At 63.7% G+C, this 25,218-nt stretch carries 23 protein-coding genes and 2 pseudogenes; 9 read left to right on the top strand and 16 right to left on the bottom strand.

Going from position 1 to position 25,218, the window contains the following annotated elements; genetic code table 11:
- Window positions 1-405: 405 nt before the first annotated feature.
- Window positions 406-963 carry a nucleoside deaminase gene (locus tag GJV18_RS09590; RefSeq protein WP_160346066.1) on the top strand — a complete coding sequence of 186 codons (558 nt, stop codon included), beginning with the start codon at window positions 406-408 and terminating at the stop codon, window positions 961-963.
- Here the strand turns inward: GJV18_RS09590 and GJV18_RS09585 are convergent.
- From GJV18_RS09585 to GJV18_RS09565, 5 genes are read right to left on the bottom strand one after another with little or no spacing between them, the layout of a single operon-like run.
- On the bottom strand, window positions 960-1,367 hold the full coding sequence (locus GJV18_RS09585) for a hypothetical protein (RefSeq protein WP_160344819.1): 408 nt from the start codon (window positions 1,365-1,367) through the stop codon (window positions 960-962). The two genes, GJV18_RS09590 and GJV18_RS09585, sit on opposite strands and share 4 nt — an antisense overlap.
- Window positions 1,364-1,999, bottom strand: coding sequence for a hypothetical protein (locus GJV18_RS09580; RefSeq protein WP_160344817.1), 636 nt, complete (start codon window positions 1,997-1,999; stop codon window positions 1,364-1,366). The genes GJV18_RS09585 and GJV18_RS09580 overlap by 4 nt, the downstream gene beginning before the upstream one ends.
- Window positions 2,000-2,059: 60 nt before the next feature.
- Window positions 2,060-2,932, bottom strand: coding sequence for a DUF4824 family protein (locus GJV18_RS09575; RefSeq protein WP_160344815.1), 873 nt, complete (start codon window positions 2,930-2,932; stop codon window positions 2,060-2,062).
- On the bottom strand, window positions 2,929-4,005 hold the full coding sequence (locus GJV18_RS09570) for a DUF2157 domain-containing protein (RefSeq protein WP_160344812.1): 1,077 nt from the start codon (window positions 4,003-4,005) through the stop codon (window positions 2,929-2,931). The genes GJV18_RS09575 and GJV18_RS09570 overlap by 4 nt, the downstream gene beginning before the upstream one ends.
- A gap of 54 nt (window positions 4,006-4,059) precedes the next feature.
- Complete coding sequence (locus tag GJV18_RS09565) at window positions 4,060-5,613, bottom strand: sigma-54-dependent transcriptional regulator (RefSeq protein WP_160344810.1); 1,554 nt, start codon at window positions 5,611-5,613, stop codon at window positions 4,060-4,062.
- Between the two features lie 261 nt (window positions 5,614-5,874).
- On the opposite strand from GJV18_RS09565, the gene phhA reads away from it, so the two are divergent.
- The 5 genes from phhA (at window position 5,875) to ggpS (ending at window position 12,406) form a co-directional block, all read left to right on the top strand.
- Complete coding sequence (gene phhA / locus GJV18_RS09560) at window positions 5,875-6,657, top strand: phenylalanine 4-monooxygenase (protein WP_160344808.1); 783 nt, start codon at window positions 5,875-5,877, stop codon at window positions 6,655-6,657.
- Between the two features lie 134 nt (window positions 6,658-6,791).
- Window positions 6,792-7,148, top strand: a complete 357-nt coding sequence (locus GJV18_RS09555; RefSeq protein WP_160344806.1) for a 4a-hydroxytetrahydrobiopterin dehydratase — start codon at window positions 6,792-6,794, stop codon at window positions 7,146-7,148.
- Window positions 7,145-8,338, top strand: a complete 1,194-nt coding sequence (locus GJV18_RS09550; protein WP_160344804.1) for an amino acid aminotransferase — start codon at window positions 7,145-7,147, stop codon at window positions 8,336-8,338. The genes GJV18_RS09555 and GJV18_RS09550 overlap by 4 nt, the downstream gene beginning before the upstream one ends.
- A 321-nt stretch (window positions 8,339-8,659) precedes the next feature.
- Window positions 8,660-9,910: an MFS transporter gene (locus tag GJV18_RS09545; protein WP_160344802.1), complete on the top strand. Its 1,251-nt coding sequence runs from the start codon at window positions 8,660-8,662 to the stop codon at window positions 9,908-9,910.
- A 231-nt stretch (window positions 9,911-10,141) separates the two neighbouring features.
- The gene (ggpS, locus tag GJV18_RS09540; protein WP_160344800.1) at window positions 10,142-12,406 is read left to right on the top strand and encodes a glucosylglycerol-phosphate synthase; all 2,265 of its coding nucleotides are present in this window, start codon (window positions 10,142-10,144) and stop codon (window positions 12,404-12,406) included.
- Window positions 12,407-12,594: 188 nt separating this feature from the next.
- Here the strand turns inward: ggpS and GJV18_RS09535 are convergent, their stop codons facing one another.
- From GJV18_RS09535 to GJV18_RS09505, 7 genes are all read right to left on the bottom strand, one after another.
- The gene (locus GJV18_RS09535; RefSeq protein WP_160344798.1) at window positions 12,595-13,014 is read right to left on the bottom strand and encodes a VOC family protein; all 420 of its coding nucleotides are present in this window, start codon (window positions 13,012-13,014) and stop codon (window positions 12,595-12,597) included.
- Window positions 13,015-13,025: 11 nt separating this feature from the next.
- Window positions 13,026-13,451 carry a YciI family protein gene (locus GJV18_RS09530; protein WP_160344796.1) on the bottom strand — a complete coding sequence of 142 codons (426 nt, stop codon included), beginning with the start codon at window positions 13,449-13,451 and terminating at the stop codon, window positions 13,026-13,028.
- A 131-nt stretch (window positions 13,452-13,582) separates the two neighbouring features.
- Window positions 13,583-14,296 carry a 6-phosphogluconolactonase gene (pgl, locus tag GJV18_RS09525; protein WP_160344794.1) on the bottom strand — a complete coding sequence of 238 codons (714 nt, stop codon included), beginning with the start codon at window positions 14,294-14,296 and terminating at the stop codon, window positions 13,583-13,585.
- On the bottom strand, window positions 14,283-16,118 hold the full coding sequence (gene edd / locus GJV18_RS09520; protein ID WP_160344792.1) for a phosphogluconate dehydratase: 1,836 nt from the start codon (window positions 16,116-16,118) through the stop codon (window positions 14,283-14,285). Before edd ends, pgl begins: the two co-directional genes overlap by 14 nt.
- 53 nt (window positions 16,119-16,171) lie before the next feature.
- Window positions 16,172-16,585, bottom strand: a complete 414-nt coding sequence (gene arfB / locus GJV18_RS09515; protein ID WP_160344790.1) for an alternative ribosome rescue aminoacyl-tRNA hydrolase ArfB — start codon at window positions 16,583-16,585, stop codon at window positions 16,172-16,174.
- Window positions 16,586-16,743: 158 nt separating this feature from the next.
- Complete coding sequence (locus tag GJV18_RS09510; protein WP_160344788.1) at window positions 16,744-17,505, bottom strand: substrate-binding periplasmic protein; 762 nt, start codon at window positions 17,503-17,505, stop codon at window positions 16,744-16,746.
- The gene (locus tag GJV18_RS09505) at window positions 17,502-17,711 is read right to left on the bottom strand and encodes a hypothetical protein (RefSeq protein WP_160344786.1); all 210 of its coding nucleotides are present in this window, start codon (window positions 17,709-17,711) and stop codon (window positions 17,502-17,504) included. The genes GJV18_RS09510 and GJV18_RS09505 overlap by 4 nt, the downstream gene beginning before the upstream one ends.
- A gap of 606 nt (window positions 17,712-18,317) precedes the next feature.
- Between GJV18_RS09505 and GJV18_RS18890 the strand changes: the two are divergent.
- The 3 genes and pseudogenes from GJV18_RS18890 to GJV18_RS09495 all read left to right on the top strand — a co-directional run.
- Window positions 18,318-18,833, top strand: a pseudogene (locus GJV18_RS18890) (MCP four helix bundle domain-containing protein); the annotation flags it as partial.
- A 240-nt stretch (window positions 18,834-19,073) separates the two neighbouring features.
- Window positions 19,074-19,955 (top strand): methyl-accepting chemotaxis protein, encoded by an 882-nt coding sequence (locus tag GJV18_RS18885; protein WP_407692356.1) that lies wholly within the window; start codon window positions 19,074-19,076, stop codon window positions 19,953-19,955.
- A gap of 156 nt (window positions 19,956-20,111) precedes the next feature.
- Window positions 20,112-21,191, top strand: a complete 1,080-nt coding sequence (locus tag GJV18_RS09495) for a metal-dependent hydrolase (protein WP_160344782.1) — start codon at window positions 20,112-20,114, stop codon at window positions 21,189-21,191.
- Between the two features lie 57 nt (window positions 21,192-21,248).
- Here GJV18_RS09495 and GJV18_RS18880 read toward each other — a convergent pair whose 3' ends face one another.
- From GJV18_RS18880 to GJV18_RS09480, 4 genes and pseudogenes are all read right to left on the bottom strand, one after another.
- Complete coding sequence (locus GJV18_RS18880; RefSeq protein ID WP_407692355.1) at window positions 21,249-22,112, bottom strand: methyl-accepting chemotaxis protein; 864 nt, start codon at window positions 22,110-22,112, stop codon at window positions 21,249-21,251.
- A pseudogene (locus tag GJV18_RS18875) lies at window positions 22,104-22,265 on the bottom strand (HAMP domain-containing protein); the annotation flags it as partial. The pseudogene GJV18_RS18875 and the gene GJV18_RS18880, both read right to left, overlap by 9 nt.
- A gap of 1,151 nt (window positions 22,266-23,416) precedes the next feature.
- Window positions 23,417-24,067, bottom strand: a complete 651-nt coding sequence (gene maiA / locus GJV18_RS09485; RefSeq protein ID WP_160344778.1) for a maleylacetoacetate isomerase — start codon at window positions 24,065-24,067, stop codon at window positions 23,417-23,419.
- Between the two features lie 129 nt (window positions 24,068-24,196).
- Window positions 24,197-25,180, bottom strand: coding sequence for a fumarylacetoacetate hydrolase family protein (locus GJV18_RS09480; protein ID WP_160344776.1), 984 nt, complete (start codon window positions 25,178-25,180; stop codon window positions 24,197-24,199).
- Window positions 25,181-25,218 lie beyond the last annotated feature (38 nt).

The following is a 25,218-nucleotide window of genomic DNA, read 5'->3' as shown; positions in this document are numbered from 1 at the left end:
AACACCTCGATGGATAGTTGTTTTTCTATGGAAGCATTTGTAGCCCGCCCCCTACCCCGGAACCATTCGACCATGGTCTTACCGCTCTACGACCATGGTCTTGCCAGGTTTACGAGCCTGAAAATGGCCTCTGGCGCAACACTGGGAAAGTGCCAGGTGGTACTGACCAAAGCCCACCCAAGCAACCTGAGCGCAAAAAAAAGGCGGTCATCTGACCGCCACCCAAAGCATTCCGGGGAGGGAATGTAGAAACGCTTGCCTCCAAACCACGCAGGATTTGAACGCCTGCAGTCTGCCGCGACGGCCACTGCCAGGCCATTGCACCAAGGTCGTAGGGCCAGCGCCGCCTCGCTCGGCGAGCATGGCTAGACTTGTCATACCACTCGCCCACTCAGGACAAGCGCCATCAACCACCAGCACCTCGCCCTGCTGCAGCAGGGCCCGCCCAGTCACAAGCCGGCCGACACCTGGGCCAGACTGTGCTGCGAACAGGCCCTGCTGGCCCTGGAACAGGGCTGCTACGCCGTGGGCGCGCTGCTGGTCAACGAGGCCCAGGAGCTGCTGTGCAGCGCCCGTAATCAGGTCTTTGCCGAGGGTCACTACAACAGTGCCGGGCATGCCGAGATGCAGCTGCTCGACCGACTGGAAGCGGAGTACCCCGCGCAGGATCGCAGCGCCCTCACCCTCTATGTCAGCCTGCAGCCCTGCCTGATGTGCTACGGCCGCATTCTGCTGGCCGGCATCACCCAGGTGCGCTATCTGGCCCGTGACAAGCCCGGTGGTTTTACCGGCAAGCATCTACCGGCGGCCTGGGCCGAGCTGGCTACCCGCACCTCGATATGCCAGGCCGATGTGGATGATTATTGGATCAGGCTGGCCGAACAGGCCATCGAGCAGCTGCAGGATCGCCCGGGGATGCGTAAACGGGTGGTAAAAGCCTGGCGCGGAGAGCCAGACACCTAAGCGGCCAGCAAGTGCGCCCGCCAGCGCCACTCCAGTGCGGCCAGGGTGCCGACAAACAGCGCCTCGACCAGCAGATGCAGCACGCCCAGCAGGCTCGCGGTAGCGCCATACTGCAGCGCCCAGCGCAGGCACAGCAGCGCCCACAGGGCATTAGCCGACACCAGCAGCACCAGGGCCCAGGCAGGACGCCTGGACAGGCGCGCCAGGTTCAGCGAGTAGGCGGCATAGCCCAGGCTGACAAGCGCGATCAGCTGCAGCAGTTCGGCCGGCAAGCCATACCAGTGCGACAACCAGGGCCCCAGGCCAAACAGCAGCACAGCCGCCGTGGCGGCCGCCGCACCATCAATCCACAGCAGATAACAGGGCCAGGCCCGCGCCATACCCAGGCTCAGGGTATCCGTCACAGCTCATCCCGGGGCAAGAGTAAAAAGCTGCCTACCGGCTCCATATAGTTGATGCCTAGATCCATGCCGATGATCGCCACATCCAGCCCAGCCGATTCGCCAAAGGGCATAAACACCTGGGCTCGGGCCCAGTAGCGCTTGCGCAGGGTCCACTTGTCCTTCTGTGCCACGCCCCAGAACGGCAGCACCTCGCCCTTGTAGTGCAAGTGATACTTGGCAAAGCCATAGCTGGCGATGGGGATGGAAGACAGCGGCCCCAGATAGGGCGTCAGCCCCGTCGCCGAGCCGGTTTTGCGGTACTCGACGATATTCAGCACGCTGCCCTTGCGCGTCCAGTAATCGCTGAAGTAGACCACGTCATCGCGCGCCAGCACATCGCGCAGCAACACCGAACGGGTGAAGTTATCGGTCAGCCGGGCCAGGTAGCGTCTGGCCGGCTCGGGGGCGGTATCGAGGCGGTCCTTGAAGGACAGCAGATCCAGCACCAAACGCTGGTGTTCCTGATCCCAGCGCCCCGGTGGCGGCATTTCCGGAGAAATATGCAGCAGTTGATAATGCTGCGAGCGCATATCCGCCTCGTTACCCTGCATATCGCCTCCGGCGGCCAGCACCAGGCCGCTGTACAGCCACATCAAAGCTGCCCTTATCCATTGCATAGTCCACCTCGTTAGAGCTGACGCCTTCAGCCAGGCTCAGGGCGTGCGTGCCTGCAGATCAACAATCCAGGGTTCCAGGCGCCGGCCGAAAACCAGTTCGACCGTAAACAGCCGGGTATGGCGCTCCACCTCCTGCTGCGCATAGGCCCCACCGCGGGGTAGGCTGTCAAATAGCCGGTGCAAGCGCTGGGGCAGATGAATGCGCGCCAGGCCCGAGCTGCTGGCGTGGCCGCCAAGCTGCCATTGCCAGCGCGACTGACTGGCGCCTTGCTCCACTCCGGAGCGCTCCCGGCGGTGGGCGAACGGCCGGACATGAGCGCGGACAATGGCATAACGCTGGCGATCAGCATAACGCGCGCGCAGCGCCTCAGAATCCACCCCCACATCCACCACCAACAGACGGCTGGCAGCATGCTGCTCATGCAGCAGGCGTTCCTGCGCCTGGCGGGCCGCCCGCTGCAGATCCCGGTTATCCGGTGCCAGTTGTTGCAGGCGTTGGGCCTCGGCATGGGCGGCCTGGGCCAACTGCACTTCACGCCGATAAGCCGGGCCATCCAGTTCCAGCACCAGCAGGGCGTCACGCTCTTGTTGACGGCGATAGCGACGAATACTCACCTCATCACGCTCAGCAGGCAGCCAGAAGCCCAATACCGCCATCTGTTCGGGGCTGACCCCCGAATAAAGCGCATCGTCCTCCTCACTCGGCCAGCGATAATCCAGGGACAGGCCAATACCACTGTTCTCCCGGCGCCCATAGCCATAACCATCACTCAGCTCTCGTTCGGACAGTTGCAGGCGGCTGTCCGCCGGCTCCTGACGATTCCAGGCCACACCCGCCAGGACGATGGCGTTGACCAGCAGGATCAGCCCCAGCCCCACCAGCAGGAAGTACCCCCGCGCGCCCTTCATTGCCCCACCCCCGCAAACAGACCATGGCGACTGCGCAGACGCCGCAGCACCAGCAGGACCAACACCGCGACCAGCCCCAGCAGCAGGAAGAACAGGTACTTGGGCATCAACTCCCACCACCAGTCGAACAGTTTGGTGTAGAGAAACACCACAAAGAACACCAAGCCGGTATTGACCACATCCGCCCAGCCCCGACGCGCCCCCAGCCAGATCAGCGCGACAGACAGCACAAAGCCGAGCACCTGATAGCCGCCCTCTATCAGCGCCGGCGCATGGTCCAGATAGCTGGCCTCGCCCCAGTGCCCCAGCACCAGTACCGGCAGCAACAGCGCCAGCAAGCCGAACACCCGGTAGATCACGGCAAAGCCTTCATAACGGCGCTGCTCGATCAGCAGCGGCACGGCAAAGATCAGTAGCGCCGCGGGCAGGAAGTTCTCCGGCCGCTCGCCAAAGCTTAGCCAGTACAAGCCACCCCAACTGCCCACCCGCGCAGCGATAAAAGCCAGCAGGCAGAGTATGCCCGCGGCCAGCAACAGCCGGGCCTGGCAGGCATAGGCCAGCAACAGCGCATAGGCGGCCCAGGGCAGCAGGGCCTTGTCGGAGGGGGTGATATTGAAGATCTGCCCGAGCATGGTGATGTTCAGCACAAAGCAGGTCAGCGCCAAGAGCGCCGCCAGCTTGCTGAAATAGCCCGAATCATCGCGCCGGCTCAGCCACAGGGTCAGGACGCAGGAGCCCAGGCTCGCCGCCAGCAGAATGGCCACCTGACTGACTTCGCCGAACAGGCCCCAGAACTGGTAGAAGAGAAAGAACAGGCTGGCCGCCAGGGCCAGGGCGCCGAGAAAGGAGGCGATGCGCATGCCCAGGGACAGCTGCCGGGCCTGGCTGTCGTGATCGATATCGAAGGCTGCGCGGTAACTGGCCAGCAGTTGCTGCTGATGAGCATGCAGGCTGGCGCGCTGGTCATCGCCCAGGCTCAGCACCTGCTCGGCCTCAAGACGCGCCAGCTCGCGGTTGAATACAGCTATATCGTCGGCCCGTTGCTGGGCCTCGGAACGGTTGAGAGTCGACATGATCGTCCTTGTTGCGACACGAAAAGCTGCAATGACTCTAGCAGGCCAGCGCGCCTATTCCTTCCCCAACCCATGCTGGCGCAACTTGTTGGCGATAGTGGTGTGCGACACCCCCAGGCGCTTGCCCAGCTGGCGGCTGCTCGGGTGATCGTGGAACAGGCGCTCCAGCACGGCTTTTTCGAAACGGCCAAGGATCTCATCCAGGCTCCCCTCTACCGAGAACTCACCCAGAGGTTGCGGCGCGCCGTAGTCCGGCAGGCGGATATGCTCGGCCTTGACCATGCCGCCCTCGCACAGTGACACCGCCTGGAACAGCACGTTCTCCAGCTGGCGCACATTGCCCGGCCAATGGTAGTGGCTGAGCCGTTCCAGTACCTGGGGCGCCAGCCTGGGTAGCGGGCAGCCGATCTGCCGGCTGGCCTGGTCGAGAAAATGCTCCACCAAAGGTTCAAGCCCATCCAGGCATTCGCGCAGCGGTGGGATATGCAGGCTCAGCACATTGAGGCGGTGATACAGGTCCTGACGGAACTCGCCGCGACCACACAGCTCGGACAGGTCAACCTGGGTGGCGCAGATCACCCGCACGTCCAGATACACCTCTTCGTCGCTGCCAACCCGGCGAAAGCAGCCGTCCTGCAGAAAACGCAGCAGCTTGGCCTGCAGACGCGGGCTCATCTCGCCCACGCCATCGAGAAACAGCGTGCCACCGGCCGTCAGCTCCAGCAGGCCGAGCTTGCCTTCCGGCCGCGCGCCCTCGAAGGCGCCGGGACCGTAGCCGAACAGCTCGGTCTCGGCCATGGACTCCGGCAGGCCGGCGCAGTTGAGCGCCATAAAAGGCGACTGCCCGCGTGGACTGGCCAAGTGGCAGGCGCGGGCCAGCAATTCCTTGCCGGTACCGGTTTCGCCCTCGATCAGCAGCGGCGCATCCAGGGGCGCCATACGTCGCGCTTCCCTGACTACGGCAGCCATTACCTTGGAGCTCTGGAAGATCGAGTCGAAGCCACGCAGCTCCTGCTTGCGCACATGGTAGATACGCTCACCCACGCGGTCGGCACGGTGCAGGGTCAGCACGGCGCCGGCCAGGGCATCGCTCTCGTCATGCTCGGTCTGCAGCGGGGCGATATCGGCGAGAAACACATCACCCTTGACCTTGACCCGCAGGCCGTTGATCCGCGACTTGTTGGCGCGCACCAACTCGGGCAAGTCGAAATCCTCGGCGTAGCGCGACAGCGCGATACCCGGCACCTCATCCACCCGCACCCCCAGCAGCTGGGCGGCACTGCGGTTGGCCGCGACTATGCTGCCGCCCATATCGATGGACAGCACCGGAAAATCCAGGGCACCGAGCAAGGCATTGAGCTCCAGATGGCGCCGTTCGCTGGGCATCAATCCGACACGCTTGACGCCGAACACCCCGCTAATCGCCTCGAACTTCGGCCGCAACGACTGGAACTGCAGATTGATCAGATTCGGGCAGTGCAGGTAGATGGCATTGCCCTGCTCGCCACCGACTTCACCACGGGCCACGTTGATGCCGTAGTCGACCAGCAGGTTGAGGATGTCGCGCAGGATACCGACGCGGTTCTGGCAGTGGACTTTGATACGCATGGCAGGGCTCTTGTCTGTCTTGTGATGGCCAACCGACGCCAAGAATCGACGAAGGCGGCGCAATTTCCGTCAAGAATATGTGACAGATCAGCACGACAGCAAGACGATACTTGGGCACATCGCCAAGCACGTAACCAATTCTTTACGAAATAACCGCACTGACCACCGAGCTCAGGCCCTGCCCTGAGCTGCACTAACCCATGCACTGGAGTATTTCTGACGCAAACACAACAACAAAAGCCCCAGCAGGAGGCCTGTAGAATGAGCACCCAGTACGTGGCGCGGGAACCGGATGCCAGCGGTTTTATCCATTACCCGGAAGCCGAGCATCAGGTATGGCACACCCTGATCAGCCGTCAGATGCAGCTGCTGGAGGGGCGCGCCTGCCAGGAATACCTGGACGGTATCGAGCAGCTCAAGCTACCCCATGAGCGCATCCCGCAACTGGGCGAAATCAACCGGGTACTCGAAACCAGCACCGGCTGGCGAGTGGCGCGGGTGCCGGCGCTGATTCCCTTCCAGACCTTCTTCGAACTGCTGGCCAGCAAGCAGTTCCCGGTCGCGACCTTTATCCGCACACCCGAGGAACTGGACTACCTGCAGGAGCCGGATATCTTCCACGAGATCTTCGGCCACTGCCCGCTGCTGACCAATCCCTGGTTCGCCGAATTCACCCACACCTATGGCAAGCTCGGCCTAGCCGCAACCAAGGAAGAGCGCGTGTACCTGGCGCGCCTGTACTGGCTGACCATCGAGTTCGGCCTGGTCGATACCCCGGCCGGGCGGCGCATCTATGGCGGCGGCATCCTCTCCTCGCCGAAGGAAACCCTCTACGCCCTGTCCGCTGCCCCCGAGCACCAGGCCTTCGACCCCCTGGAAGCGATGCGCACGCCTTACCGCATCGACATCCTGCAACCGTTGTACTTCGTGCTGCCCGAACTCAAGCGCCTGTTCGAACTGGCCCATGAGGACATCATGGCGCTGGTACACCAGGCCATGCGCCTGGGTCTGCATACGCCAAAGTTTCCGCCGAAGGCGGCATGACCGCGTAGGGTGGACAAGCTGCGCATGCCCACCCTTGTAGGAGCGGCCCATGGCCGCGATCGCGGGCATGGCCCGCTCCTACAAAAGGCCTAATCTCATCCTCATCAATAGTCACAGATTGAAGGAACCCCGATATGACCACCCTTGCCCAAGCCCAATGCGAAGCCTGCCGCGCCGATGCGCCGAAAGTCAGCGATGAAGAGCTGGCCGAACTGATCCGTGAAATCCCCGACTGGAATATCGAGGTACGCGGCGACCATATGGAGCTGGAGCGGGTTTACCTGTTCAGGAACTTCCGCCATGCCCTGGCCTTTACCAACGCGGTGGGTGCCATCGCCGAGGAAGTCGGCCACCACCCGGCCCTGCTGACCGAATGGGGCAAGGTCACCGTGACCTGGTGGAGCCATGAAATGCGCGGTCTGCACCGCAACGACTTCATCATGGCCGCGCGTACCGATGTGCTAGCCGCCAGCGCCGAGGGCCGCAAGTGAGCCATTTCCAGCACATCAACCGGGTGCCTGGCGACCCGATTCTCGGCCTGATGGACGCCTATCGGCAGGACCCCAACCCGGCCAAGCTGGACCTGGGTGTGGGCGTATACAAGGACGCCCAGGGCCTGACGCCGATTCCGCGCGCGGTAAAGCTGGCCGAACAGCGCCTGGTGGCAAGCGAAACCAGCAAAAGCTATATCGGCGGCCATGGCGACCCACTGTTTGGCCGCCTGCTCAGCCAGCTGGTACTGGGTGCCGATAGCCCGCTGCTGGTCGAACGCGCCGGCGCCACCCAGACCCCGGGCGGTACCGGGGCCCTGCGCCTGTGTGCGGACTTTATCGCCCAGTGCCTGCCGGGCCGCGGCATCTGGCTAAGCGATCCGACCTGGCCGATCCACGAGAGCATCTTCGCCGCCGCCGACCTCAAGGTCGGTCATTACCCCTACGTCGACGCGAACAACCAGTTGAATGTCGAGGCGATGATCGCCGCCCTCACCCACGTGCCCCGGGGCGATGTGGTGCTGCTCCACGCCTGCTGCCATAACCCCACCGGCTTCGACCTGACGCCAAGGGACTGGAAACGCGTGTTGGAGGTGGTCAAGGCCCGCGAACTGCTGCCGCTGATCGACTTCGCCTACCAGGGCTTCGGTGATGGCCTGGAGCAGGACGCCTTTGCCGTGCGCCTGTTTGCCGCCGAATTACCGGAACTGCTGATCACCAGCTCCTGCTCGAAGAACTTCGGCCTGTACCGCGAGCGCACCGGCGCGCTGATCGTCTGCGCCGAACATGCCGAGAAACTGCAGGATGTACGCAGCCAACTGGCGTTTATTGCACGTAACCTGTGGTCCACCCCACCGGCCCATGGCGCGGCGGTGGTGGCCGGCATCCTGGGCGATAGCGAGCTCAAAGCCCTGTGGGTCGATGAGCTGGAGGCCATGCGCCAACGTGTCGCCAGCTTGCGCGTCGGCCTGGTCGAGGCCCTGCGGCCTTATGGGCTGAGCGACCGCTTTGCCCATATAGCCCAGCAGCGCGGCATGTTCTCCTACACCGGCCTAAGCCCGGCCCAGGTGCAGATGCTGCGCGATGAGTTCAGCGTGTATATGGTCGGCAGCGGTCGGGCCAATATGGCCGGCCTGGATGGCGAACGCCTGGATCAGCTGGCCAGCGCCATTGGCCGGGTGTGCAGCTGACAACCGTAAGCGCAACCTTGTAGCAGCCAGCTTGCTGTGGTTCGGCACTCCGACGATCTTGGTAAGCCAACAGCATCGCCAGCAAGCTGGCTCCTGCATTATCTACACGCAGTGCGCCCCTCCGTGGTCACGAGCGCTATCGGTGCAATACGCCTTATCCGTCGCCCCCAGTGTGCGCACTTGCTGCGCCAGAAAAAATCAAACGACCACTCATCGCTATAAATAATCTTTTTTAAAACAAAGACTTATATAGTTACCAAGCTAAGCAGTGGCACCCTTTGTGCTTGCACTCAGGGGGATAGTCCCCTAGGGTAGTTCGCCATGTGGTCCCTGATTGCCCCTATCAGCTCGTTGCTCGGTGGGGTTGCTTTACTCCTCCTCGGCAATGGCCTGCTTAATACCCTCCTGACCCTGCGTGGCGTCGCCGAAGGCTACTCCACCACGATGCTCGGCCTGATCATGTCCGGGTACTTCGTCGGGTTTCTTCTCGGCACCTGGCTGGCGACTCCGCTGGTTCGGCGCATCGGGCATATCCGTGCGTTCGCCTGTTGCGCGGCCCTGGCCGCCATCGCCGCCCTGCTCCATGTACTGCTTATCGACCCCTGGGTCTGGCTGGGCCTGCGTGTGCTCTACGGCCTGGCCCTGGTCACTCTGTATATGGTCACCGAGAGCTGGCTCAACGCCCAGGCGCCGAACGAGCAGCGCGGCCAGGTGTTTGCCATCTACATGGCGGTCAACCTCGGCGCCCTGGCCCTGGCCCAGCAGCTGCTGCACCTGGCCGATCCGCTGCACTTCACCCTGTTCGCCCTCGCCACCATCCTGATCAGCGCGGCGCTGATGCCCATCACCCTGACCTGCCAGGCGCAGCCGAGCCTGCCGGAAGCACCCCCGAGCAACCTGCGCCAACTGTGGCGCATCGCCCCGCTGGCCATGGTTGCGGCAGGCCTGTCCGGCCTGGCCCTGGGCGCGTTCTGGGGCATGGCGCCGGTGTACGCCAGCCTCGCCGGCTTCGACACCCCAGGCGTGGGCCTGCTGATGACTGCCACCATTCTTGGCGGCGCCCTGTTGCAATGGCCCATCGGGCTCTACTCGGATCGCCACGACCGCCGTCAGGTGCTGCTCTGGGTCGTGGCCCTGGCAGTCACTCTGGCCCTGGTCATGAGTCTGTTGCCGGCGGGGCCGCTGCTGCTCGGTGCAGTGTTCGTCTGGGGTGGCCTGACCTTTGCCATCTACCCCATTGCCGTGGCGCAGCTGATCGACCAGTTGCACAGCGACGAGATTCTCTCCGGCTGCAGCAGCCTGCTGATGGTCAATGGTATCGGCTCTGTGTGCGGCCCGTTGCTCGCCGGGGTGTTGATGGAGCGACTGGGCGCCAGCGCGCTGCCCCTCTACTTTGCCGCCACCCTGAGCGTGCTGGCGGCCTACACCCTCTATCGCCTGCGCCATGTCAGCGACCTGGTCAGCGGCGACGCGGCGCACTTCGTACCCATGCTGCGCACCAGCCCCGCCGTGCTGGAGCTGATGCCCGATGCACCGCCCCATGATTCGACGGAGGAGACGACCCCGTCCTGAAGATCGTAGAGCCTGTTCAAAGACTCGCGAGCTAGAGCCAGGCAAGGCGAAATCATGCGAAGAAGCGGAGTTTACGTGCTGTAAATGAGCATTCTGAGCGTGATTTCAACGCCGCCTGGCCGACGCGCAGCAGGTTTTGGACAGGCTCTTAACGGCTGTTTCGGCAAGGCCCCGAGCCTACCCCAAGCAGCCAGAACACCGGCGCACGACGCCGCTTCTGGAGAAACAACGATGCTACTTGCCACCGATCTGGATGGAACCTTTCTCGCCGGCGATCCCGAGGATCGCCTGAGCCTCTACCAGACCATCGCCGCCCACCCGCAGATCAAGCTCGCCTATGTCACCGGGCGCAGCCTGGAAGCGGTACTGCCGCTGCTGGCCGACCCGACCCTGCCGCAGCCGGACTACATCATCGCCGACGTCGGCGCGACCCTGGTGCACGGCGACAGCCTGCAACCGATCCAGCCGCTGCAGAGCGCGGTGGACGCCCTCTGGCCCGGCGAAAGCCAGGTCGCCAGCGCCATCGAGGCCTTTGCCCTGGAGCGTCAGGACGTGCCCCAGGCACGCCGCTGCTCCTACTTCTGCACACCCGAACAGGCCGCCCAGGCTCAGCTGCAGGAAGCCGCCGAGGCCCTGGGCTGCGACTTGCTCTATTCGGCTGAGCGCTACCTGGATTTCCTGCCCAAGGGCGTCAACAAGGGCAGCAGCCTGCGCGCCCTGGCCGACTGGCTGGAGCTGGATCACGCTCAGGTGCTGACTGCCGGCGACACCCTCAACGACCTGTCCATGCTCACCAGCAGCTTCCATGGCGTCTGCGTCGGCCAGTCGGAGGCGGCCCTGCTGGAAGCCACCCGCCATCACTCGCGCACCCTGCATGCCAGCAGCCCGGGCTGCGGCGGCATCCTCGAAGCCTTCGCCCATTTCGGTTTCCTCGGCGAGCACGGTATCGCCGCCGAACGGCGCCAGGCCGCGCAGCCGGGCAAGGCCGAACTGGTGATGGTCTACCATCGCCTGCCTTACGAAGAGTACCGCGCAGCCGACGGCAAGCTGCAGCGCCGTCGCCCCACCTCGCCCAATGGCATCATCCCCACCCTGCTCAGCTTCTTCGGCGACGGCCGCCCCGGCTCCTGGGTCGCCTGGGCCGTGCACGAAGACGCCGCCGAGCCCTTCGACAGCCACACCACGGTGGACGCCGAACGCTACCCCAAGCTCACCGCGGCACGGGTCAAGCTGAGCAAGGAGGACGTCGACACCTTCTACAAGCGCTTCTCCAAGGAGGCCTTCTGGCCAACCCTGCACACCTTCTGGGAGCGCGCCACCTTCAACGAGGACGACTGGCAGGTGTTCTGCAAGGTCAACCGCGCCTTCGCCGAACGCACCGCGCTGGAGGCCGCCGAAGGCGCCATCGTCTGGCTGCACGACTACAACCTGTGGATGGTCCCGGCCTACCTGCGCGAGCTGCGCCCGGACCTGCGCATCGCCTTCTTCCACCACACCTACTTCCCCTCGGCGGATGTGTTCAACGTGCTGCCCTGGCGCCGGCAGATCGTCGGCAGCCTGTTGCAGTGCGACTACATCGGCTTCCATATCCCGCGCCAGGTGGAGAACTTCGTCGACGTGGCGCGCGGCGTGATGCCCCTGCAGACCATCAGCCGGCAGAACTGCGCCCCACGCTTTATCACCTATGGTTGCGCCGTGGGCCTGGAGCGCATGACCACCGCCGTGGACACCGGCACCCGCCAGGTCAAGCTCGGCGCCCACCCGGTGGGCCTGGACATCGACCGCGTACGCAACGCCCTGGCGGCGCCGAAGATCAAGGAGCTGATGGCGCACCTGCGCGAGGAGATGCAGGGGGTCAAGCTGATCCTCTCGGTGGAACGCCTCGACTACACCAAGGGCATTCTGGAAAAGCTCAACGCCTACGAACGCCTGCTGGCCGACAACCCCGAACTGCTCGGCAAGGTCACCCTGGTCACCGTGTGCGTGCCGGCGGCCAAGGAAATGACCATCTACGACGAGCTGCAGACCCAGATCGAACAGGCCGTAGGCCGCATCAACGGCCGCTTCGCCCGTATCGGCTGGACGCCCTTGCAGTTCTTCTTCCGCAGCCTGCCGTTCGAGGAGGTCAGCGCCTGGTACGCCATGGCTGACGTGATGTGGATCACCCCGCTGCGTGACGGCCTCAACCTGGTGGCCAAGGAATTTGTTGCAGCCCAGGGTCTGCTGGGCGGCAGCGGTGTACTGGTACTGTCGGAATTTGCCGGCGCGGCGGCCGAACTCAAGGGCGCCCTGCTGACCAACCCGCACGATCCGGCCGATCTGGCGCAAACCTGCTACCTGGCCCTCAACCTGCCCAAGAGCGAAGCCCAGGCACGCCTGCGCGAGCTGTTCGATATCGTCTGCTACAACGATATCCGCCGCTGGGGCGAGGAGTTCCTGGCTGGCGTCGAAGTGGCGGAGGAGCAACCGGAGCGCGCCCTCGGGCTGGTCGGCTAAGGGCGCAATTGGTAAGCGTAGGGTGGATCACGCTTTATCGATCCACCATCTTCGGTGGATATGAAAAGCGATATCCACCCTACGCCCTCATTTGCTGTGTAGGAGCGGCTTCAGCCGCGAAGGCTTAGCCTGGAACGATCCTGTTCCCCCGGATTTCATCCGGACTGGCTTTGCCGAGACGCTCGCCGTCAGCCCTGCTGGCTATCCACATCGCAGTTGATCATCCAGCTTACGCCAAAGCGGTCGGTGAACATGGCAAAGCGCGTGGCCCAGAAGGTCTGCTGCAATTCCATCTGCACCGTACCGCCGGCTGACAATGCCGTATACAAGCGCTCTGCTTCAGGCACATTCTCCACTTGCAGGGAAATCGAGCAGCCCTTGATGCCCTCGTAGGGCATGCCCGGCATGCTGTCGGAGGCCATCAGCAACTGATCGCCCACCGTCAGGCAAACGTGAATCACCCGCTGGTGAAACTCCACCGGCACATTATCGGCTTCCGGGCTGTCGCCAAAACGCATCAGCTCCAGCTCACCGCCCAGGCATTCGGCGTAATGGTTGAAGGCGGCCTCGCACTGGCCGTCGAACATCAGATAGGCATGAATTTTCATCGCAACTCTCCTTAGTCGTCACTGTTAATGCGCGTACGAATACGCGCTTCCTGTTCGCGCAATTCGGGGCTGAATTCATCGCCGAAGTCTTCGACCTCGAAAATCTGCCGAATCTCGATTTCGCTATCACTGGGCATCGGATTAGGGCAACGCTTGACCCACTCGATGCATTTTTCCAGCGACTCCACCTGGAAGATCCAGAAACCGGCGATCAGTTCCTGGGTTTCGACAAACGGGCCGTGGCGGACGCTGCGCTGGCTGCCGCTGAACATCACCCGGGCGCCCTTGCTGCTGGGCTGCAGGCCCTCCCCGGCGAGCAGCACACCGGCTTCAAGCAGCTCTTCGTTGTAGCGCCCCATCGCCGCCATAAGCTCCTCGCTGGGCATGATGCCGGCTTCGGACTCCGCGGTTGCCTTGACCATCACCATAAAACGCATGGGCTTTCTCCCTGGCTGATCCAATCCATCTGGAGCATGCAGACTCCGACCTTGCACGCCTGTGAAGTGCTAAACCTTAGCCAAGGATCGCCACCTGCAAAGGCCGTTGGTCAGCTGACAGCGCAGTGCGCCTATGGACACCAGTGAATCTGCAGCGGTGCCTTGAGCAGCGCGCGGATCGGCATCTGCAGGGCATCGCTGCCGGCCAGAGCCTGCTCCAGGGTGGCCAGCTTGGCCGGGCCCTGGATGGCCAAGAGTGGCAGGCGCGCCGAGGCCAGCAGCGGCAGGGTCAGGCTAAGCCGCGCAGTGGGCGCAACCGGCGCCAGCATCGGCAATACCCGCTGCGGGCAGTCGCGATCCAGGGCCTGGGCCAGCAGCGGGCTACCGGGAAACAGCGAGGCGCAGTGACCGTCCTCGCCCATGCCCAGCACCAGCACATCCACCGGCGGCAGCGCAGCCAGTGCGGTGTCGGCCAGCTCGGCGGCGGCCTTCAGGCTGACCGCTGGCTGGTACAGGCCAAGAAACTGCGCGTGGGCAGCCGGCCCCTGAAGCAGATGGCGGCGCACCAGCGCCTCGTTGCTGTCGGCGTGTTCCGGCGCCACCCAGCGCTCATCGGCCAGGCTGATGGTCACCTTCTCCCAAGGCAATGACTGCTGCGCCAGGGCCTGGAAAAAGGCCAGCGGGCTGCGCCCACCGGACACCAGCAAGCAGGCACAGCCGCGTTGCTCGATGGCCTGGCGCAAAGCCTGCGCCACCTGCTGCGCCAGGGCCTCGGCCAACTGGCCCGCGTTTGTATATGCACAGGCGCCCACAGCTACCGGCAGTTGCAGATCAGTCAGCTGCACGGGGAGCTCCTGCGGCCAGACCAAAGGCGCTGGCGCCCTCTTCCGCGTTGCTAAAGGCGGCGCGCATAAAGCCAAACAGTTCGCGACCACAGCCCTGGCTGCTTTCCAGGCTGGGCTGGGCCAGTGGCCGGGCCAGCAGCTCAGCCTCATCCACCAGTACGCGCAACTCACCGCTGCGACCATCGACGCGGATCAGGTCGCCATCGCGCAGGCGCGCCAGGGGCCCACCATCCAGGGCTTCCGGGCAGACATGAATGGCCGCCGCCACCTTGCCCGAGGCCCCGGACATACGTCCATCGGTGACCAGGGCCACCTTGAAGCCGCGATCCTGCAGCAGGCCCAGGTAAGGCGTGAGCTTGTGCAACTCCGGCATGCCGTTGCTGCGCGGGCCCTGAAAGCGCACCACCGCCACCAGATCCTGCTCCAGCTCGCCGGCCTTGAACGCCTCGGCCAGTTGCTGCTGATCCTCGAACACCCGCGCCGGCGCCTCCACCACCTGATGCTCGGGAGCCACGGCCGATACCTTTATCACCGCCCGGCCCAGGTTGCCCTGCAGCAGGCGCAAGCCGCCCTCGGCACTGAAGGGGCGCGCCGCCGGGCGCAGGATGCTCTCGTCCAGGCTGACCGTCGGCCCCTTGCGCCATACCAGTTGCCCAGCGTCGAGAAAGGGCTCGCAGGTGTAGCGACTCAAGCCCTGACCGGTCACGGTATTGACCTGTTCATGCAGCAGGCCCGCCGTCAGCAGTTCGCGGATCAGCAGCGTGGTGCCGCCAGCGGCCTGGAACTGATTGATATCGGCCTTGCCGTTGGGGTAGACCTGGCTCAGGGTCGGGGTCACGGCGGACAGCTCGGCCATGTCCTGCCAGGTCAGCTGGATACCGGCGGCGCGGGCGATGGCTGGCAGGTGCAGACAGTGGTTGGTGGAGCCACCGGTGGCGCACAGGGCCACCACCGCATTGACCAGGCAACGCTCGTCGACGATGCGCCCCAGGGGCGTATAAGTGCCGCCCTGGGCCGTCAGGCGGGTGACCTGCTGCGCCGCCTCGCGGGTCAGGGCCTCGCGCAGCGGCGTGCCGGGGTTGATAAAGGACGCGCCGGGCAGGTGCAGGCCCATCACCTCCATCAGCAGCTGGTTGGTGTTGGCCGTGCCATAGAAGGTGCAGGTACCGGGGCTGTGGTAGGCGGCCATTTCGGAGGCCAGCAGCTCGTCACGGCTGGCCTTGCCCTCGGCGTAGCGCTGGCGCACCTCGGCCTTTTCCTTGTTGCCCAGGCCAGAGGGCATGGGACCGGCCGGGATAAACAGGCTGGGCAGATGACCGAAACGCAGCGCGCCGATCAGCAGGCCCGGCACGATCTTGTCGCAGATGCCCAGGTACAGCGCGGCGTCGAACATGTTGTGCGACAGCGCCACGGCGGTGGCCATGGCGATCACCTCACGGCTGGGCAGGCTCAGCTCCATGCCCGCCTCGCCCTGGGTCACACCATCGCACATGGCCGGCACGCCCCCGGCAAACTGGCCCACCGAACCCACCTCACGCAGGGCCTGTTTGATCTGCTCGGGGTAGCTCTGGTAGGGCTGATGGGCCGAGAGCATGTCGTTGTAGGCCGAGACGATGGCCACATTGGCCGCGTTCAACAGGCGCAGCGCCTGTTTATCGTCCTGGCCACAGCCGGCCACGCCATGGGCGAAATTGGCGCATTGCAGACTGCCGCGCTGCGGGCCACGGCTGGCGGCCTGTTCGATCAGCTGCAGATAGGCCTGGCGCGTGGCGCGGCTGCGCTCGATCAGGCGCTCGGTGATTTCAACAACACGGGGATGCATCGCAGACTCCAGTGTGGGGTATGGCCCTATTGTGGGCGCCTGACGATCAGCTGTCAGTAATCCACCCGCCCGCGCCCGGCCTTGATCGCCCCGCGCTTGCTCTTGCCCTCCAGCCGGCGTTTCTTTGAACCCAGGGTCGGCTTGGTCGGTCGCCTAGCCTTTTCGGTCTTGACGGCGCTGCGAATCAGCTCAACCAGGCGCTCCAGGGCATCGGCGCGGTTCTGCTCCTGGGTGCGGTACTGCTGCGCCTTGATGATCACCACCCCGTCTGCGGTGATCCGGCTGTCGCGCAGCGCCAGCAGGCGTTCCTTGTAGAACGGCGGCAAGCTGGACGCCTGGATATCGAAGCGCAGGTGTATGGCGCTGGACACCTTGTTGACGTTCTGCCCACCCGCACCCTGGGCACGGATGGCGGTCAGTTCGACTTCATCATCAGGGAGGTGAACGCTGTTTGAAATTACCAGCATGGGTAGGGTTCGGTGCGGAAAGGACGAGCAGGATAACGCGAAGGTGGTTAACTAGGCGCAGGCATAAATAAACAGCGAGCGCTGTAATATGACGATGCGCACTGGCGACTATTGGCCGAAGACTGCCGTAACACCGGTCAGGCTAGATAAGGTGGAGACTATTGCTTCCAGTCCTCGAGATCATAATTGGCCAAGATTTCCGCCAGTTTTCCCGAGCTGCGCAGTGCCAGGCCTTTATCAAATTGCCGAGCCCGCTCTTCCCCCAGCGAACCTTTACCAAACGCCACATAAACGGGGTCTGGCGTATCGCAGCCCACCGACACCAGAGTCTCAGCCAGCTCTGCCTGACGTAGCAGGTAGTCCATAACCATGCTGGTCTCAATAACAGCATCCAGGGTACCTTCTCTGAGCTTGCTTAAATTGAGCGCTGCCGGTTGATCACCGGAAGCGGTAAAAATTTTGGGCTTGTTCGCAGGGCGGGTGAGCCACTCCTTGAAGCCTTCGGTATAGACATAGCCAAGCGATACACCAACTCGCCGAAGTGAGTTCAAGTCATCGGCCTTACCCCGGTAACGCGCGGGGTGACCTGAGGCCACATAGAGACAATCTTGGGCATAGCCGATGGGCTCCTGGCCGATCAGCAAGCCCTCTTTCGCAGCCAGGTCCTGTACGGCACCGATTAACGCCTCGCTTGTACCGCTCGTGGTTCGCAGCACCGCGCGTTTCCATGGGGTTACCCGGTAATGGATAGTCTCCTGGGGAAACACTGCCTGCAGGATCTCGACCGCATACCCCGGCTTTTCCGCATTGGGTTGGCAGCTCAACGGGCACCACTCATCGGCCGTTACTTCCAGGTGCTCTGCTTGAGCATGGAAACAAATCGGCAACAGCAACAACAATAAATTTATACGCACATTCATAGCAGGCTTCCTCTGTGCAGATCTGCTTCGGCTGCTCTAGATAACATGTGATCATAAATCAACCAAGCAAAAATGCCGCCAAGGAAATTCCTGATGAAGACTTCCTGATTCGGCAAAATCCCCGAACTCCATCGGCTGATTTTTTCGATGGCGCAAATGACCTTCGCTAATGTCAGCACGCCGGCAAACTTAAGCAGGCCTGCCAAGAACTGCTCCTGATTGAGCCGCACGAACCGAAGATGTCGGTTCTACCTACAGCACCGCGCACTGGCCCAGTTTTGCCCCCCTGCGCTGTCTTTTTCGTAGTAACGCCGGATGCGCGCCAACTCGCCCGGCTGAGTTAGCTGCTACAGGGTGCCGATCCGGGCGGCTCGCCGATCGTTGTCACTGCTAAAAATGATATGGCGCTGCGCGCGATCTCGAGGGGAATCTACCGACAGCAGGCCGGCACCAGGGCTCCAGACGAAAGCCCTCTTCAGCTTCCAAGAAAGCCTGCCTGAACCGTACCCATACAGCCAAAAATCGTAGAACTTTTGTATAAGCAAGCCAGCCAGCATCAAGTTCAATGAGGCCGCCGTTCGGGCGCCTTGCACCTGACATAAAGCCCAACATACGGCCATTTCAGCCATATCCTGGACTGCCATGACAGTCCGATACCAGCCATCGGCCAGTACGCCATCAAAGCAAAACAAAATTGTACAAATGCAAAACAATGTATAAGATTTGCACAAGAGAGCAGTTACCCCCCACTGAACCTCTCCTTAACCAGCAGCCAGCCGTCGCCGCCCCAAAGGGCAAGAGGAGTTGATTACATGCAATCACAGTTGAGCATTGCCCAGCGTCTGGGTCTTGGTTTCGGCTTGATACTGTCGCTGATGATCCTGATCACGCTGATCGGTGTGCAGCGCGTTGGCTTTATCGACAGCACCCTGACTGCCGTGAGCGACGGTGCCTCGCTCAAACAGCGCTATGCCATCAACTTCCGCGGTAGTGTGCATGACCGCGCCATTGCCATCCGCGATGCCGTGCTGGTGGACAACGATCTGGCGCTGAACACTCACCTCAACGATATCCAGCGCCTCAACGCCTTCTATCAGGAGTCGGCCCAGGCCATGGAAAGCCTGTTGCGTACGCAAGCCCCTACGGCAGCCGAACAGCGTCTGCTGAATGCGATCAAGGATATTGAACGCAGCACCCTGCCTCTGACCGAACAACTGATCAGCCTGCGCCGCCAGGGCAATACACAGGCAGCCCAAGAACTGCTGATGACGCAGGCCTCGCCCGCCTACAGTGAGTGGCTCAAGCGTATCAACGCCTTTATCGATCATGAAGAAGCCCTGGTCAGCAAAGACATCGCCGAGGTGCGCGAGGCGGCAGGTGGTTTCCGCCTGTTGATCCTGCTGGTGACTGGAGCTGCAGTGTTGCTGAGCATTGGTGTGTCGCTGCTCATCATCAACAAGCTCAAATCCACCCTGGGTGCCGAACCGTACCGGGTGGCCGAAGTGATCCAGCGTCTGGCCAAGGGAGAACTCAATCAGCGTATCGAAACTCGCTACCCGAACAGTGTGATGGGCGATCTGCAGAATATGGTCAGGCACCTGGCCGACACCATCACCCAGGTGCGCAGCGCCGCGAGCGAGCTGACCCTGGCCTCGGATCAACTGCTGACCACCTCCGACAGCAACAACCAGCAGATTCGCCTGCAATCCAGCGAGGCCGAGCAGATGGCCACTGCCATCAACCAGATGGCGGCAACCGTTAATGAAGTGGCCAACTATGCCGCCAGCGCCGCATCGGCCACCCGCACAGCTGATAACGAAGTGGCCACCGGCAACCAGGTGGTCAGCGCCACCGCCACCGCTATACAAAACCTGGCACGCACCCTGGAAAGCGCCGCTGAGAGCGTGCAGCAGGTATCCACCGACAGTGAGAGCATTGAAAAGATTATCGAGGTGATCACCTCCATTGCCGAGCAGACCAACCTGCTGGCCCTCAACGCCGCCATCGAAGCGGCTCGGGCTGGCGAGCATGGGCGCGGCTTTGCCGTGGTGGCCGATGAGGTCCGTTCGCTGGCCACCCGCACCCAGGACTCCACCCGGGAGATTCGCGGCATGATTGGCAAGCTGCAGGAAGGTGCCGGCAAGGCCGCCGAAGTGATGCGCAGCAGCCGTCAGCTGGCCCAGCAGACTGTGGAGCAGACCGGCCAGGCGGAAGATGCGCTGAACAAGATTCGCAGCGAAGTCACCGCCATCAATGACATGAACGCGCAGATCGCCAGCGCCTCGGAAGAACAGAGCGCGGTGGCCGAAGAGGTCAACCAGAACATCAACCGCATCCACAGCGCCACCCTGGAAACCTCCGCCGGCTCCGAGCAGGTGGCAGTGTCCAGCCGCGAACTGGCCACCCTGGCCAACCGCCTGACCAACAAGGTGAGCTTTTTCAAGCTCTGAAAGCAGCCCCCGCTGCGGGGCTTGCGCGCAGATCGGCTGCCGGCAGTCATAGCGATCGGCAGCCCTCGCGCTGAAACCTTTGCTTGAACATTAGCCGCAGCCAGCGGCCTGCCGCTCGGTTACCTTAGCCTTCTGTTCAACCCGAGACTGATTGCGATGGATTCGATAACCCAAGCCGTACTGGGCGCCAGTATTCAGGGCGCCCTGCTTGGTCGTTGGCAAGGCCGCAAGGCGCTGCTCTATGGCGCCATGCTCGGCACCCTGCCCGACCTGGATGTGGTGATCGATTACGGCGACGCCGTGGCCGATATGACCTACCACCGCGGCTTCAGTCATTCGTTATTCGTGCTCAGTACCCTGGCCGTGTTGCTGACCTGGCTGATCCGCCGCTACCGGCCCAACCCTGATTATTCGAGCAGACGCCTGTTTCTGGCGATCTGGCTGGTGCTGATTACTCACCCGCTGCTGGACAGCTTTACCAGCTATGGCACCCAGTTGCTCTGGCCACTGATGCCCGTGCCCACGGCCTGGTCGAGCATCTTTATCATCGATCCACTCTATACCCTGCCCCTGTGTATCGCGGTCGCCCTGGGCCTGCTTCATGGCCTGCGCGACAAGGTAGCCAAGGCCCCGGCCGTGGCCCTGCTGCTGTCGAGCCTGTACCTGGCTTCTACCCTGGCCGGCAAGCAGATGGCCGAACAGCGGGTGGAGGCCGAGCTGGCCCGCCAGGGCATCCAGGCCGAGCAGATCTTCAGCACCCCGACTCCGTTCAACAGCATGCTGTGGCGGGTGATCGTGCTGGACGGCGCGGATTACCACGAGGCCCTGGTCAGCTGGCTGGACCAGCAGCCGCCGCGCCTGGAGCGCATTCCCCGGGGCACGCAGCTGGCGGCGGCGCTGGCCGACTCACCGGCCCATGCGCGCCTGAGCTGGTTTACCGATGGCGTGCTGCGCTACGACCAGATCGGCGAGCGGCTGGTGGTCACCGATATTCGCCTGGGCATGACCGGCTTTCATCCCTTCCGCTTCGATTTCGCCACCCTGGAAGACGGCCAGTGGCGCGTGCATGAGCAAATCCCGCGGCTGCCCTTCGAACGCGGCGATGCCGAACGCCTGCAATTGCTGCTGACGCGCATCTGGCGCCCCGAGGTGGATGTACCGTTGCTGGCCTGGGCCAGTGAGCTGGGCAAACCGGTGGCGGCCCTTAACTGCCAGGCCGAGCCGAGCCACTGCTAGGCCGCGCCCGGACGGCGCTTGGGCTTCCGGGTCAGAGCGGCTTGAGGGGCTGAGTCCTCAGGTACGAAACTGTCGTACCAGCCCCTGCAACTCCACCCCCAAACGCGCCAGCTCGGCGCTGGAGGCGGCGGTCTGTTCGCTGGCACTGGCGCTCTGCTCACCGATGTCACGCACCCGGGTCAGGCTCTGGCTGATGGTGTCCGCCACCGCGCTCTGCTCTTCGGCTGCGGCGGCGATCTGCTGGTTCATCTGCTCGATGGTGCTCACCGCCTGGGTAATGCGGCCCAATGCTGCACCCGCCTCGCCGGCCAGGCTGACGGTCTGCTGGGTCAGGTTGCGGCTGTTGTCCATCTTTTCCACAGCAGCGCGGGCCATGCGCTGCAGGCCGCCGATCAGCTTCTCGATCTCCTCGGTGGAGTCCTGGGCACGCCTGGCCAGGGCGCGCACCTCGTCAGCCACCACGGCAAAGCCGCGCCCCTGTTCGCCGGCCCGGGCCGCTTCGATGGCCGCGTTAAGGGCCAGCAGGTTGGTCTGCTCGGCCACATTGCGAATCACCTCCAGCACGCCGCCAATGCGCCCACTCTCCTGGCTAAGGGCGGCCATGGCCTCGGCGGACTCTTCCACTTCTCCGGCCAGGCGATTGACCTGGGCCACCGCCTGCTGCACCACCTGGTTGCCCTGCTGGGCCTGCTGATCGGCGCCCTGGGCAGCCTGGGAAGCCTGCTCGGCGTTCTGCGCCACCTCCTGCACGGTGGCGCTCATTTGCTGCATGGCGGTGGCGGTCTGCTCGGTTTCCAGGCGCTGGGTCTGCACCCCGTCGCTGGTCTGGGCGGTGATGGCCGAGAGCTGTTCGGCGGCCGCGGCAATCTGGCTGACACCGCCACCGATACGCCCGATCAGCTCGCGCAGGCTGTGGCTCATGCGCTGCATGGCGGCCATCAGCTGGCCGACTTCGTCGCGCCGGTCCTGGGCCAGATCCTGACTGAGGTCGCCCTCGGCAATACGCTGGGCAAAGCCCACGACCTGACGCAGGGGCAAGACGATGGAGCGGGAAATCAGCCAGGCGGCGAGCATGCCCAGCAACACGGCGGCCAGGCCCATGGAGCCGAGCAGCAGCTGCGCCCGGGCACTGCCGGCGGTCATGGCCTGTTCCTCGGCGCCCACCGCTTCCTTGGCCTGGCTTAATACCGCCCGCGCCTGTTCGCGCATGGCCGTTTCACTGGCCTGACTGTGCTGGCGCACCTGCTGGTAGTTGGCAAAGGCCTGCTGGTACTGGGTCAAGGCCTGCAGGGCGGTTTCGATGGCGCGCTTCTGCTCATCGTCGAGCCAGACCATCAGGCTACGGGCCACGGTCTGCAAATCCTCGCTGACGTAATTCCACTCCTCCAGGGCCTCGGCCGAACCATCGATGATGTACAGGCTCTCGTGACCGCGCAGGTCGAGCATGCGCTTGCTCAGGCCCGAGGCGGTTTCTGCCAGGGTCAGCGGGTCGCTGCCACGCAGGCGGTCACCGGCCAGACGCAGCTCACGCACGGCGTCGTACATATCCAGTTCGATCACCTCGAACTGATCACGCGCCTCCTGGGCAGCCGCGCGCATCTGCTCGCGGGCTGCGCGGGCGCGTTCCTGCTGCTGAACAAAGGTATCGAACTGGTCGCGGTAGTCGCCCAGAGCCTGCTGCATGCGCTGCAGCGGTGGCTGCCTGGCGGCGCTGCTGGCCTGGAGCTGCTCGCTCAGCGATTGCTCAACCGCAGTCAACTGCTCGTGCATACGCTGGGCTGTCTCGGCGCTCTGGCGCAGGGCGAAATCCCGCTCCAGGCTGCGCGCCTGCAGCAACTGGCCGTCGATGGCGGCCAGGCGCGCGGCATCGTGATGGCCCTGCAGCACCGCCTGCAGGGCGGCAAAACCGCTGACGGTAACCGCCAGGGTCAGCAGCAGCACCAGGGCAAAGGCACAGAGCAGTTTTTTCGCGACACCCAGGTCGGCGAACAGGCGGGCGGCAGACATAGCGGGGTACTCCATTCTTATTTTCGGCGTGGTCACGCACAGGCAGGCGCAGCGCGGTCCTTGCAACCCCTGCGCCAGGCCTGCAAGCAGGCCTGACACAGCAAGTCTAGAGCCTTGCCGAGCTATTGCCGGAAGAACGGAGTGCCGCGGACGGCGGCGGCTTTTCGCCGATGGGCCGGGAAGGCTGGCGAAAAGCCGCCAGCCACCGCAAGGGCATCTTACTGGGCGTCGGGCTGCTGCTCCGGCGCGGCCAGGCGGAAGGCGTCCAGGCTTTCGCAGCGCGCCTCAATGGCCAGCAGCCTCGGGTAGGCGTCCAGCTGACAGTTGAAACGCCGGGCGTTGTACAGCTGTGGGATCAGGCAGGCTTCCAGATAACCGGGCCGCTCACCCAGGGACAGGCGCCCATCGAACGCTGCCACGCCCGCCTCCAGCGCGGCCAGGCCGGCCTCGACCCAGTGGCGATACCAGGCATCCTTGGCCGCATCATTCACACCCAGTTCGCCAGACAGGTACTGCAATACCCGCAGGTTATTCAGCGGATGGATATCGCAGGCGATATGCAGGGCCAGGGCGCGCACCTGGGCGCGTTCGGCCGGGTCTGCCGGCAACAGCGCCGGCAGCGGACAGACCTCTTCCAGGTATTCGAGAATGGCCAGGGACTGGGCGATTCGTACCCCGCCGCAGTCCTCGTCCACCAGCAGCGGCACCAGTTGCTGCGGATTAAGCGCCTGGTACTCGGCCGCGCGCTGCTGACCGCCGTCCTTGACCAGGTGCACCGGTACCTGCCGGTAGGCCAGACCCTTGAGGTTCAAGGCAATACGCACCCGGTAGGCAGCGCTGGAACGCCAGTAGGAATAGAGCGTCAGCATTTGGCAGGACCTCTGGGACCCGTAGGGTGGACAACCGCGCAGCGTTGTCCACCAGGCCACAGAGCTAATAGTCGTGCGCTCTGGTGGATGTAAAAAGCGACATCCACCCTACGACTTGTGGCTTGCCGCTTAAGGCTCATACTTTTCCACCGCCTGATCGATGGCGCCGAAGATGCTGTGGCCGCTCGCGTCGAACATCTCGATACGCACCCGGTCGCCGAACCTGAGGAACGGGGTTTTCGCCTCGCCCTGCTCGATGATTTCCAGCATGCGTTTTTCCGCCAGGCAGCTGAAGCCCGCGCTGCGGTCGTAGTTGGACACGGTGCCGGAGCCGATGATTGTGCCCGCGCCCAGGGGGCGGGTCTTGGCCGCGTGGGCCACCAGGGTCGGGAAGTTGAAGGTCATGTCCACACCGGCATCGGGCTGGCCGAACAGCGCGCCGTTGATATGCGACACCAGCGGCCGGTGTACCTTGCCGCCCTGCCAGGCATCGCCCAGCTCATCCGGGGTAATGGCCACCGGCGAGAAGCTGGATGACGGCTTGCTCTGGTAGAAGCCAAAGCCCTTGGCCAGCTCGCCGGGGATCAGGTTGCGCAGGGACACGTCATTGACCAGCATCAGCAGCTGGATATGCGCAGCCGCCTCGGCGGCAGTTGCACCCATGGGCACGTCATCGGTGATCACCGCGATCTCGGCTTCTAGGTCGATACCCCAGGCCTCATCGGCCATCTGGATCGGGCTGTGCGGCGGGATAAAGCTGTCGGCGCCGCCCTGGTACATCAGCGGGTCATGCCAGAAGCTTTCCGGCATCTCGGCGCCACGGGCCTTGCGCACCAGCTCCACATGGTTGACGTAGGCGCTGCCGTCGGCCCAGTGATAGGCCCGAGGCAAGGGGCTGTGGCAGGCACTCTGCTCGAAGGCGAACGCGCCCTCGTCCAGGCCATCGTTCAGGCGTTGGTACACCGCTTCCAGCTTGGGCTTGGCGACGGCCCAGTTATCCAGGGCGGCCTGCAGGGTGGCAGCGATGGACGGCACCTGGATGGCGCGGCTGAGGTCGCGGGATATCACGACCAGTACACCGTCGCGGCCTTGATTGAGTGATGCGAGTTTCATGGTTCAACCTTCAATTTATGTGTAGGAGCGGGCCATGC

Origin of the sequence: Pseudomonas xionganensis, from assembly GCF_009763245.1 — a bacterium.
Taxonomy (GTDB): Bacteria; Pseudomonadota; Gammaproteobacteria; order Pseudomonadales; family Pseudomonadaceae; genus Aquipseudomonas; species Aquipseudomonas xionganensis.
Note: the sequence above shows the minus strand (reverse complement) of the source record. Positions and strands in the feature narration are given on the sequence as shown.